Source organism: Syntrophales bacterium, assembly GCA_030655775.1.
Classification (GTDB): Bacteria; Desulfobacterota; Syntrophia; order Syntrophales; family JADFWA01; genus JAUSPI01.
Genome location: JAUSPI010000268.1, coordinates 1 through 12,223 on the forward strand (window position 1 = coordinate 1; position 12,223 = coordinate 12,223).

At 45.4% G+C, this 12,223-nt stretch carries 11 protein-coding genes; all 11 read right to left on the reverse strand.

Going from position 1 to position 12,223, the window contains the following annotated elements; translation table 11 throughout:
• The coding region (locus Q7J27_15010) for a histidine phosphatase family protein (GenBank protein ID MDO9530448.1) at positions 1 to 218 on the reverse strand (218 nt) is incomplete at its 3' end.
• A gap of 13 nt (positions 219 to 231) precedes the next feature.
• Positions 232 to 975, reverse strand: a complete 744-nt coding sequence (gene cobS, locus Q7J27_15015; GenBank protein ID MDO9530449.1) for an adenosylcobinamide-GDP ribazoletransferase — start codon at positions 973 to 975, stop codon at positions 232 to 234.
• A complete protein-coding gene (cobT, locus tag Q7J27_15020) occupies positions 975 to 2,033 on the reverse strand; it encodes a nicotinate-nucleotide--dimethylbenzimidazole phosphoribosyltransferase (GenBank protein MDO9530450.1) in 1,059 nt (352 codons plus the stop codon). The genes cobS and cobT overlap by 1 nt, the downstream gene beginning before the upstream one ends.
• Before the next feature lie 223 nt (positions 2,034 to 2,256).
• Positions 2,257 to 2,844: a bifunctional adenosylcobinamide kinase/adenosylcobinamide-phosphate guanylyltransferase gene (cobU, locus tag Q7J27_15025; protein MDO9530451.1), complete on the reverse strand. Its 588-nt coding sequence runs from the start codon at positions 2,842 to 2,844 to the stop codon at positions 2,257 to 2,259.
• 268 nt (positions 2,845 to 3,112) lie between these two features.
• Entirely contained in the window at positions 3,113 to 4,135 is a 1,023-nt protein-coding gene (locus Q7J27_15030; GenBank protein MDO9530452.1) for a hypothetical protein, read from the reverse strand.
• Between the two features lie 322 nt (positions 4,136 to 4,457).
• Entirely contained in the window at positions 4,458 to 5,519 is a 1,062-nt protein-coding gene (locus tag Q7J27_15035; protein MDO9530453.1) for a hypothetical protein, read from the reverse strand.
• A 100-nt stretch (positions 5,520 to 5,619) separates the two neighbouring features.
• Entirely contained in the window at positions 5,620 to 5,814 is a 195-nt protein-coding gene (locus Q7J27_15040; GenBank protein ID MDO9530454.1) for a hypothetical protein, read from the reverse strand.
• On the reverse strand, positions 5,801 to 6,334 hold the full coding sequence (locus Q7J27_15045; GenBank protein MDO9530455.1) for a nucleotidyl transferase AbiEii/AbiGii toxin family protein: 534 nt from the start codon (positions 6,332 to 6,334) through the stop codon (positions 5,801 to 5,803). Before Q7J27_15045 ends, Q7J27_15040 begins: the two co-directional genes overlap by 14 nt.
• A 203-nt stretch (positions 6,335 to 6,537) precedes the next feature.
• On the reverse strand, positions 6,538 to 9,576 hold the full coding sequence (locus tag Q7J27_15050) for a type I restriction endonuclease (protein ID MDO9530456.1): 3,039 nt from the start codon (positions 9,574 to 9,576) through the stop codon (positions 6,538 to 6,540).
• Between the two features lie 200 nt (positions 9,577 to 9,776).
• Positions 9,777 to 11,450 (reverse strand): putative DNA binding domain-containing protein, encoded by a 1,674-nt coding sequence (locus Q7J27_15055; protein ID MDO9530457.1) that lies wholly within the window; start codon positions 11,448 to 11,450, stop codon positions 9,777 to 9,779.
• Positions 11,447 to 12,223: restriction endonuclease subunit S (locus Q7J27_15060; protein ID MDO9530458.1), on the reverse strand; the 777-nt coding region annotated here is incomplete at its 5' end. The genes Q7J27_15060 and Q7J27_15055, both read right to left, overlap by 4 nt.

Below are 12,223 nucleotides of genomic sequence, written 5' to 3' on the forward strand. Positions count from 1 at the left end.
TGGGCTTTGGCAATTATCGCTCCTCCTCTTATGGTGCGGATCAAGTCACTGGAATAGACGGCCGCCAGATTTTCATCTCTCAGTCTATCCGCTACGGCCTCCATCTGCCCGATTCCGAGTTCCGTTATATCAACATCATTATGACCATTACACGTCCCATCCAAATAATTTGTCACCTGGCCATGTCTTACTAAATATAATCTGGTATGAATATCCACCTGGCTCTCCGTCCTACACGGCAAAAAGTCCGCATATCATTAGAAGTGTAACAACCTCGTTAATCTCATTCGCCGCACCCATGATATCCCCCGTTACCCCCCCGATACGCCTTTTGAAAAAGAGACCGAGAAGAAGTGTAATGGCTGCGATAAGAAGCATTATCACCAATCCCCTTAGTTGAAAGAGACCAATTAGTATGACTGCAGTTATAAGTGTGGAGATAACGTATTCTTTTCTCCCCGCAAACCGGGTAAACACAAGGGCTGTTCCGTTTCCGGATCTGGCATAACTGAAGCCGGATGCCAGCTGAACCGTTGACCACCTCCCTAAAACAGGCATTATCAGAAGGGCTGAGTTTTTTATTTCAGCGGGTACCTCCATCAGGGCAGATACCTTCAATATCAGAAGGAGTATCAGGCCGACGACGGCGAAGGAACCGATCTTGTTGTCCCTCATAATAGCGAGGGTTTTTTCACGGTCTCTCCCTCCGGCCAGACCGTCAACCGTATCGGCGAAACCATCGAGATGAAGAGCGCCCGAAAGTATTACCAGGGCCGCGATGACAAGTATATCAACGACAGGCAAAGGAAGGAAAAGGCTAAAGACAGCCCTGACGGCCACGAGTGTCAAACCGATGAGGAAACCGACGACAGGGTAATAGGACATCGACCTGCCAAGATCTTCCCCTGTAATGTCAGGATCTCTTGACACCCTGATTATGGTAAGAAACTGTAATGCTGCAAGAAATCCCTTCATTATTTCAGTGCCTTATCCACACCTGCCGATTCAAAGGTCGCCATCCTTGTCATGATCTTTACGGCGGCCTCGATTATAGACATGGCTATAGCTGCACCCGTCCCCTCCCCCAATCTCATATCTAAATCGAGAATCGGCTTCTGCCCCAAACGCTCAAGCATCTGCTTATGTCCGGCTTCGGAAGAAAGATGCGAGCAGAACAGGTATTCATTTATCGCGGGATTCAGCGCAACGGCTATCAGGGCACCCGCTGTGGAGATAAAACCGTCGACTACAACCGGTATCCGGTGAAAGGCACAACCTATAATGAGCCCGGCTATCCCCCCTATCTCAAATCCGCCCACTTTGGCCAGGACATCTACAGGATCTCCAGGGTCCGGTCGATTCAGCTTTATGCCGCTTTCTATCACCTCCGCCTTTTTCCGGAGTGCTCCGTCATCAATACCCGTGCCCCGGCCGGTCACTTCCAATGCCGGCAGGCCGGTAAATACGGACAGGATCGCACTGGAAGGAGTGGTGTTTCCTATACCCATTTCCCCCGTTCCCACGATATCCGCACCCTTTCCGGCATATTCGTCGGCCAGACCGATACCGGTTTTTATCGACCGCAGGGCCTCATCGTAGGTCATGGCAGGACCTTTAGAAAAATTCTTTGTCCCATAACCTATTTTATTGATAACAAGGCCTTCGGCGGGTTCAAAATCATGAGCCACCCCGATGTCCACGACAACTACCTCCGCCCCCACGTGGCCCGCGAGCACATTTATGGCAGCGCCTCCGGAAAGCATATTCAAAACCATCTGGATTGTAACCTCTCCCGGATAGGCGCTTACACCTTCTTCCACAACACCATGGTCACCGGCGAAGGTAAATATCACCTTTTTATCAATGGATGGGTTCAAATCTTCTCTAATAGCCGTGTACCTCTGGGCAATCTCTTCAAGCCTGCCAAGGCTTTCAGGAGGCTTTGTAAGGCTGTCAAGTCTTTGCTTTGCCCGCTTCAGGTAGTCTTTGTCCAACGGCTGGATGCTGTTTAGTATCTTCTGTAAATCTCTCACTCTCTTCTCCTGATTTGATTTTTCATAACACCTTAGCCATTTGAAATCCCCCTTAATCCCCCTTTAGAAAAGGGGGAGAGCATAAGGTTCTCCCCTTTTTAAAGGGGAGTTAGAGGGGATTTTAGTAGTAATCATTACTTTTTTCAAACAGCTAAAGTGTTACAATTTTTCATTGTTGTATATTTTTTCCTTGCTGAAAGCTGGCGGATGATAGCCAAACGCTCTACTTTATTTTGATGGGAATACCGGAGATAAGAGCATAAACCTCGTCCGCCCTCCTCGCTATCCTCTGATTGAGGAAACCGAGCTGGTCCCGGTATTTCCTTGCCAATTTATTTTCCGGGACTATCCCCATCCCTACTTCATTGGAAACTATTACAATCGTTCCCTTAAACTCATCTATACTCGAAAAGAAATCATCCACAATTTCTGATATCTTTCCATCTGAAAATCCCCCCATCCCCCCTTTATTAAAGGGTAAAATCCCCCTTTGCCCCCCCTTTAGTAAAGGGGGGATGGGGGGATTATACTCAAGAAGAAGGTTGGACATCCAGACCGTAAAACAATCAACAAGGACCGCATCATATGAGCCCGCCGCCGACCTCAGCACCCTTCCAAGGTGGACCGGCTCCTCCAGGGTATCCCACCGGTTTCCCCTCTGCTCCCGGTGCTTTTCAATCCTTTGGCGCATCTCATCATCAAGGGCCTGTGCAGTAGCCAGGAACAGCCTCTTTCCACTCAATTTTTCCACCAGATCCTGGGCAAAATCGCTCTTACCGCCCCTGGCCCCGCCTGTTACGAAAATAATCATATTTTATCCTCTTAGATGTTTGCATAACACACATAAAATCGTTGCAATATAAGGGGATAGATGCACTCGTAAAAAGTCTTTTCATAGCGAATCTAAGCATTTTGGGGAAAAGATGCTGGCAGTGACTGGCGTTAAAAAAATCTAATTGTTTGAGTGCATTAGCACGAGTTTTTAGATTTTTAGCCAGGCAATGTCAGCATCCCCAAAATGGTTCTGAGCGAAGAAAACTGACTTTTTACGAACGTGTCAATGATAACCTGTTCCCCATTTACAAAGAATCAATCATTCCATAATAAAGCTCTTCAAATGCCAAGAGACTTGAAACTGATTTTACTCGGATTTTAAGCAACGATGCAATGGGTGCAATAATCTGAAGCGTCTCCTCTTTCGTTACCAGTATTTCCTGTGGCAGAATCCCCTTCTCTTCTAAAAAGCTGAGAAAATGATTTCTGAACTCTGAAGCGTCGCTCCATATTTCAAACATATAAAGGTCTAAAGCCATCATTGAGCGATGATCCATTACTGCAAGCATTTTGGGGAAATAGGGTCTTTCTTTTTTCTCCCCCACAGGCATAGGAGCAAAGGCAATTTCGATTTCCCAGATGGAGTCCGTTTTGACAGCCCCCTTTTTGATCTTTTGTATCCTGACTTCATCGACCCGGTCATCTAACACCCTGGTTTTTTCCACGGGAGCGGGTTTCATCCATCTATCTTCCCAGAGAATAATATCTTCAATTTTATCAGGAATCCTTATCAAATATTCATTTCCGCCGGGCGCCGTGAGTAAATCTTCATCTTCTTCAAAACGCAAAGCCACATCAATGGCCTGTTCTATAGCGGCAGTCAGAAACAACGCCTCTTCTTTTGTTAGAAACCACGGAACATAACCCGGCCTGTAACTTCTGAACATGGGCCATTCGTTTCGTCCACGAAACTTTAAACCAAGCTTTTTTATTAATTGAATATCTTCTTTTTGTAAATAATCCCTGTCTTCAAAGGAAATCATGAGGCATTTTTGATAATGGAGCACATCGGGATCGGTTTCAGTAATTTCACCGGATTGGAGTTTGAGGTATCCCCCAAGACCCTCCGATCCCAGATACATAGTCATACCGAACATTTCTCCAAAATTCCCCAGAACACAGCAATATCCAATTTGCCCGTCATCCGGATTCTGAACCCCAAACAGATCGCTATCGTACATCCAATCCCAGCATTCTATTTTTTTAAATTCTGTTGCGACTTCGTAAAGTCTTCGCCACTCTTTAATCGTGGGACTTTGATCTTTCACTGACAGTACCCCCTTAGCTGATTCTCCACAACCTCCAGAATAGCCACCCCTAAATGCGGATTTGTTTCCGGTTCTTTCATGGTATTGAATCTCCCCGCAGCAAGCTACGGGGAATCTCCGACTGTTTAGTAAGTTAGGATTTGCTTTCTGGTAGAAAGCAAATTCGTTAACGCACTTATCCCGTTTATCGGGGTAAGGAAATTTGTTGATTTTATTCGCTCGCTAACCCCGCCGCAAGCAGCGGGGAATGCGCTCACTGTTCAGTTCACCAGACTTTCTTATATTGGTTATTTTTCAAAAATGAGCCCTTCTCCTGTTTTCTTTACTCATGTTTCTTTGCCTGATCCACCATCATCTGTTGTAAATTTGAAAGAGACTTGAGATTAGATGAACCTTCTATCGCCTTGACTGCGATATCCTCCACCTTTTGATATGATTTTTCGAGCTGTCCTGAAAGTTTTGAAATCTGTTCGGCTTGAACTTCAACCGTTTTTTCAAGCGATTCGATGCGGGTGGTAAACACTTTTCGCTCGCCCTCAAATTCCTTATCCAGCAATTGTCCCTTGCTGGTGGCGTCTCTTGTAATTCTTTCGGTTGTTTCCTTCACGGCCTTGTTGACGGCTGCTTCCAGTTCCTTGGGAAATGCGCCCACTTTTTGTCGCAGTTCGTTCAGTTCTCCTTCTTTTTCGCTTATCACCTTTTCCCTTTCCGCCAGGTCCTTTTCCATCTGTTCTCTTTTAAGCTGAATTTCTCTTTCAAGTTTCGCTTTTTCATCTTCAAATTCATCTTTGGAAAGCTGTTGTTCCCGCTTAAAGGCATACTGGAATTCTTCCTTCTCCCGTTCTCTTTTCTTCTTTTCAGCAGCATTCTGCTCTTTTATTTCCATCTCATATTGTTCTTCTTCTTTTTCCCATTCCGAGCGAGTTTTTTCAATTTCCCGCATAAGGTTTTCTTTCATTACGGCCATCTCGGAATCGTATTCCTGCCGCTTCCGGTTCTGGGCTTCTATAAGCGCGGCCAGTGTGGCCGCCGACTTTTCAATTTCGTACAGCTCCTTTAATTCCTCCTCCTTGATATCAATCGCCTTCCGGATACCATTAAGTTTATTTACCTCGCTTTCCAGCTTATCTGAAATCTCAGTCAACATTTTACTCATGTCGAGCTTAAGATTACTGATTCCTTTTACAACACCTTCGGATGACAGTGAGTCTGCAACCTCAAGGACCTCTCTTGCCCGTTTCTCCTCAACCTTCTTCTCCGGCTTCAGCTCCGCCTCCCGCTGCTCCTGAAACTGTTTTAACAGTTCATTATAGGCATCGAGCATTTCCTTTTTTGTACTGCTCATCGTAGGCTTCGGCAGTTGCTGTTTTTTCTTTTCCGTCATATCAGTCACCTCTCTTTTTTTGTTTGATTGTTTTTCTTTCCTATCTTTTCAATTTTATCTCTGAACAGAAACTTATACATCTGTCCCTCTTATATTCAGATCACAATTCAAAATTTTCCCCATAGTATTTCGTTGGAGCTCTTTTTGCCCCAGATGTCCCCATTTCTTCAAGAAATTCCAAATAATCTCTGATATCATGCGCTGAATTGTCGGGACGTCTCCTCATGGACACCAGATCGTCTTCGGTCAAGTTAATGTCGCTCTCGAGATCCAGTTCTTTTTTATTTTTTTTCATGAATGAGTTCCTCATAACTATCCATCTGACCATATTTTTCAAAATAACTTTTAACTTCCTCCAAATCAATCTCCGGCAATGACATTATATACTGTATGTCTGCCAGTTCTCTCAGCCGGCGTGCGGGATCATTTTTCATGGCAAAGAGCTTCAATGCTACCAAGTGCTCCGGTTTCACTACAGGGAGGTGAATTTCTCCCAGCAGCAACAACCGCTTTGTCTCGGAAAACATAGTATCAGCAGTATCACCGGCAACATAAACGATATCAATCCTACCCAGTTTCAGAAAAGGATGCAGATGGTTAGAGTATCCACTTGATTTATGGATAGTCTCGTATCCGAGTGATTCCAGATATTTGATGATTCGTGGCTGATTTTCCCTTCTCACCAGAAAATCGACGTCCTGTGTCGCACGCACATATCCGTATGCTTTAAGCGCAAAAGCGCCTATTAATGCATAGTCAATTTCTTCACGATTAAAAAATTCAATCAGAAGCTGGAAAATCTTTGTAAAGTTCATATTTCATTAAAAACGGATTATTTTAAACCCGACGCCCTCGAAGTAAGGGCGTTTTCATTTTGGGGACAAAGTTTCATACAGTCTTCATGATATCTGAACAGGTTCTGACATCATCTTGAAGGCTTACAACTTAAACCACAGCCTTTCGTTACACAATAATTGATGTTGCACCTGTTTGTTCCGCATTGAACGCCCTTTTCAAATCACGTTAATTCTTCTGCTTGAGCGCTTTTCCGAAACCTGTCAAACAGCCAGTCTATAAAGAATTTCGAGAATTCCCGGTCGTCGGTTATTCGCTTGTAGAATTTAAAGTTTGTGTCCACCATGTCCTGAAGCCGGTCAACGACGACGTGATCAAACGTCAGACGGGCATTTTCGGGAGGATTGACGCGGACGCTCGCAACAAGGGCCGGATCTTCCGCAAGCCTCTCTTCCAGTGTTTTTATAAAAACCTTGTCCTCATCACTGAAATCGGATCCAAAGCGTTCATTGAGTTCCTTTATTATCCTGGAAAGCACCTCTACATGATCCGGCGAAGTTCCATACTCACCCTTTACCCCGATCGGCTCAACTTCGCCATCACCCCGTTCGAGGGTTATTTTTCCTTTCCACGTCTCCCGCACTTTGTATGATTCCATGTCCACTTTATCTTTGATCTCGCGGGGCAGGTCATTCGGTTCGGGCGGAATGATCCTCCGCAACAGGCGGGCGAAGACATGCAATTTTTCCAGATCGACATCAGCAAAAGACAGTATCTGCGACAGAAACGCGTAGAGTCGAATATAGTCCGTCAGCTTTCCCCTGAAATTGATTCTTTCTTCCTCATCAAGCCCCTTATATCTATCGACCGGGGGAGCAAGGAGTGCATAAAGTGCGTCCTGTGTCTTTTTTGGGTTAAAATACTTGAGGGCAAATAATTCGATATCTTCCTTATCGTAAATATGAAACTCGGAGAGCTGCCTTTCGAGATCATACAGGAGATTCGGATCTGTGGCCTCTGAAAGAATGGTCTTTTCATAATAGGGGTCAAAGGATTCACGAAGTTTATCGGCGTCATTCGCGAAGTCCAGCACCATTGTCTCTTTCTTTCTGTCATGGACACGGTTAAGCCGCGAGAGCGTCTGCACGGCATTTACCCCTCCGATTTTCTTGTCCACATACATAGTATGAAGCAGGGGCTGGTCGAATCCCGTCTGGAACTTGTTTGCCACCACAAGAAACCGGTTTTCAGGACGCTTGAACGCATCCGCCGTCTGCCTTTCGGAAAAACCATTCATATTGGCTTCGGTATAGTCAATTCCCTCGTCGCGCACCGTGCCGGAAAACGCTACAATAGTTTTGTAGGGATAACCGCGTTCTTTCAGATAATTATCGAGCACAAGCTTGTATCTCACGGCATGAAGCCGCGACCGCGCGACAATCATCGCCTTTGCCCTTCCGCCGATCCGGGACGATATCTGATCGTGAAAATGTTCACCAATAATCTCGACCTTTTTCCGGATTGCGTGCTCGTGAAGATTGACGAAGGACTGAAGCAACCGCTTTGCCTTTCCCTCCTCATAGTGGGGATCATCCTCAACGGTTTTCAGAAGATTCCAGTAAACCTTGAATGTTGTATAATTCTCAAGAACATCGAGGATAAACCCCTCCTCGATTGCCTGGCGCATGCTGTAGAGGCTGAATGCCTCGAATTTGCCGTCGTCGCTCTTTTCGCCGAAGAGTTCCAGCGTCTTCGGTTTCGGCGTCGCCGTGAATGCGAACCAGCTTACGTTTGGAAGCCTTCCGCGTTTTTCCATTTCCTTGAGAACTGTGTCATTATATTCTTCCTCGGCCGTGGGCTTCCCTTCTTCTTCCGCGGCCGCCTCTTCGAGACTTGTCGATGCGAGGACAGACTTGAGGCTCTTTGTGCTTTCACCCGATTGAGAGGAATGCGCCTCATCTACGATTACGGCGAACCTCCTTCCGGGCAGATCGTTCATTTCTCCCACAATTACGGGAAACTTCTGGAGCGTCGTCACGATTATCGTCTTGCCCGACTCAAGGGCGTCCTTGAGCTGACGGCTTGTGGTATCTATATTTTCCACGACGCCGCTCGTCTGCTCGAATTGCCTAACAGTTCTCTGAAGTTGGCGGTCGAGGACACGCCTATCAGTTATGACAACGATAGAATCGAAGACTCGCCTGTCATCCCTGTCATGGAGAACTGACAACTGGTGGGCAAGCCATGCTATTGAATTGGACTTGCCGCTTCCAGCCGAATGCTGAATAAGGTATTGTGTTCCGGCACCGAAGGCGCGGGCATTATCAACGAGCCTTCGAACCGAATCGAGCTGGTGATACCGGGGAAAGATTAGCTCTCGCTTGCCTGTTTTTCGCCCTTTTTCATCTTCCACTTCGATTTCATGGATGAAGTGCTGAATGAGATTAAGCACACTGTCACGGGACCATATCCTGTTCCACAGATAATCAGTCGCGTAACCGCCGTTTGTCGGTGATTTTGGAGGATTTCCGGCGCCGCCGAACCTGCCCTGGTTGAAGGGAAGAAAATCCGTCTTTGCGCCTTTCAGCTTTGTCGTCACAAAAACGAAGTCGGGGTCAACGCCAAAGTGTGCGAGGCACCGCCGAAACGACAGGAAAGGTTCCCGCGGGTCTCGGTCGAAACGGTATTGCTTTATGGCATCCTCCACGTTCTGGCCCGTCAAAGGGTTCTTCAGCTCGGCGGTGAAGAGGGGGATTCCGTTTAAAAAGAGCGCCATGTCAAGGCTCTTTTCATTCTTTTCGCTGTAGTGAAGCTGGCGTACGACGGAAAAGAGATTCGCTTCATAAAGTTTCTGAAGTTCCTCGTTCAGCCCGCTTGAAGGCCGGAAATAAATAAGTTGGAATCTGCACCCCGAGTCCTTTACCCCTTTTCTGAGAACGTCGAGGGTGCCACGCCGTGAAATTTCGGAGGCAAGGCGTTTCATGAATTGTGTTTTGACCTCCGCCCCGTGGTGCGATTTGAGCTTCTCCCATTCCTTCGGCTGGGTCGCATAGATGAAATCCAGCACGTCCCGGGGTATCAGGCAGAGAGCCCGGTCGTAATCATCCTGCACTCGCTTTTGATACCCGCCGGGGACAAATTCGCCGAAATTCAACATTTGTTCTTTTGTCCCGGAATCTTTCTTCTCAGGGTCATCGGGACCGTTCTTCAAAAGCGCATGTTCGATGGCGCTTTCAAAGGCTCTTTCCGATATTTCGATCATAAAAGGGTCTCCATTTTCTCAAACTTCTTTTGATGACAATCGAAAGTTTTCTTTACCATAACGCTCGTTCTTTTGCTTTTGAGAGAAAACGAACGGTAATTAGCAATAAGATAACGTCCTGATAAAACATCCTCTTTAGTTTTAGAGCTTATTCTTTTTATTGCTTTTTTATTCTTTTTATTGCTTTTTTTCTTGAACATTCACTTAATCGACCAGCGCGAAAATTTGCGCGATCCTTTATTTTCGATCTTTCCTTCCTTTATGCTCAATTCATATAGCAGATTATGTATTTTTGTCTTTTTTTGTTTCTCAGTAAGAATCTCAGGTAACTTGTCCAAAAGGAGTTTGTCGATTTTTTGTCTGGTAACAGGGCCATGTTCTCTAATCAGAGCCATAATCAGGTCTTTATAATATGTTTTGTCAAAACCCTTATGGCGGATATGTCGGAATTCTTCACCTGCTACCGAAGCAAGACGGGACGAAATAAATATATTCGGATATCGACCCTCTACGAGCTTTTGGTTTTTAAGAATTTTGTGCTCATCTCGCAAGATGGACATTCTTTTCTGCACTTTATCCAAAAGTATAACCGTCCACAGATCAAGATCAGTTCGATTCATTAAAAGTCGACTAAATTGTTCATCAAGAATCTCACCCCGTATTTTGACCACAACCCTATCGGGAGATGATGCGATGTCATAGTCCGGCAACGGAAAATACCTTTTCATTTGTCTTTGGAACATCTTCTTTATTCCGCCTCCCTGCGTGTCGATCATGTTTAAATTCACCATGGCGGATGCCAGAAAGGAATTCCTGTACACCTCTGGTGGCACATCCTGACGGATTACGGTTTCAACGCTACCGGGCAAAAAGCTCCCCACATTCGTAAGCATTAACATTGAAGGTGTTTCTACAAGGTTTATGCGGCCATGAAGATAATAATCCTGGTGAGCGATACAGTTGTGGAGGGCTTCACGAATGGTCCAATGATCATACTGGTCAACCTCCACAGGGAAAAGCGTGCCGCTTGGCATATGCCGATATTTCAGGTTTCGTACCTTGGCAAAAACGCGGTCCACATTAAGCAGAAAAGGGGGATCAAAATGTTCATAGTCCCTTTCATTATTGTTTTCGTCCTTTAAAAGCCATGTAATCCGCGCCACGGCTGGTGTTAGAAGCGTTGCGGACTCTGGTTTGCCGAGAAGTATGATTGCGGCATTTGTAATCTTTCCACGGATTGTGAGTTTGATTTTATTCAGAAACCGTGTGTCATCCCATTCATCAACGGCATCGGCTTGTTGAGGGAGCTTGATTTTATACTCTTCACGAGCCTTTGTAATGGCGTCCGCATCCAGGTCATTGAGTGTGGCTTTTTCGCAGAGTTGGGAGGACCAATCAACTTCTTTTCGCCGCCGCCAAATCTCACGCTCCTTTTCGGGGTGATTGAAGAGTTGTGTCTTGCTCGACCCAATGCGAATCCATGCTGTCCCGTAAAAAGAAACCGGTCTGTCAATCGCCGGGTTGATTTCGAAAATAACAACCGGTTTTTTATTATAATTAAAGCTATGTACACGAAATCCGACATTCGGCTGTAATCCCATGGCAAGCCATATTTGTAAGCCCTGATTTCCCTTGCCTTTTTCTTTTGCCGGATTAAAGGATGTTCCTATTACATCATGGGTTTTGTCTTCAATGCCGAAAACAAGATAGCCCATGGATTTTCCGTGCACACAGGCGGAATTGGAAAGCGCGGAAAGATATTCCCCCAAGACTTGCGGATCGTATCTGTTGACTTTGAATTCAAGCCACTCCGTTTCAGATGGTTTTTTTTGCAATATGTCCAGCAGATTAGTCAAGTGAACATCATCGTTCATAGGACTTCCTCCCGAACGTCGATTTTGCCGGTGACGGCTGCTGAAATGAGGGCTGTACGGTATTCTTTAAAAAACGTTATACTTTCTTTAGTTTTCGTAACCAGCATGCCGATTTTTTTGTTTATTGATTGTATATAATCAATAATTGCTTCTTGCTCATGAACGGGTGGTAATGGAAGTTTTACGTTTTTCAGGGAATCTGAATATATAACATCAATGGTAGTTGCATTACTCATAAGAAGAAGCTGCAACTTAACAATTTCACTATCTTGTATCACTAAAGCTAAATATTTTGGTATCATGCTCTGTGGGTTTGGCTGAACACGTATCAAGCAAGGATGCAATATTCCCATTTCTGCATCCAACGGAAATATAGCACATTGACTAATTGTTCCACGGGTTGTAATTAGAACATCGTCTGGGAAAATTGAGAATTCTTTGAGCTCATGAAATTTTTTTTTCGTTACATAATTTTCACCACTTCTAAAATCATGATCAATTACGTTACGTTGGTTATAGACCTTTATTTCTCCCGATATCATTTCGGATGATAATAATTGACTCCCAAAGGGCCCCGTTTTGACCGCCCCTTTTCTTGTCGCGGTAGCATATTTTAAAGCCATCACATTCCAATGTGCAGGCATCTCTCCGATCCATTCCACGCCGGAATCCTTCATGGGAACCGTCGGATCGAGGCCCTTCGTGACGGCATGGGTAATAAGGGCGCTTCGCTTTTCTTGCAGTAGCTTGATGAGGCGTTCTTTCTTTTCTAT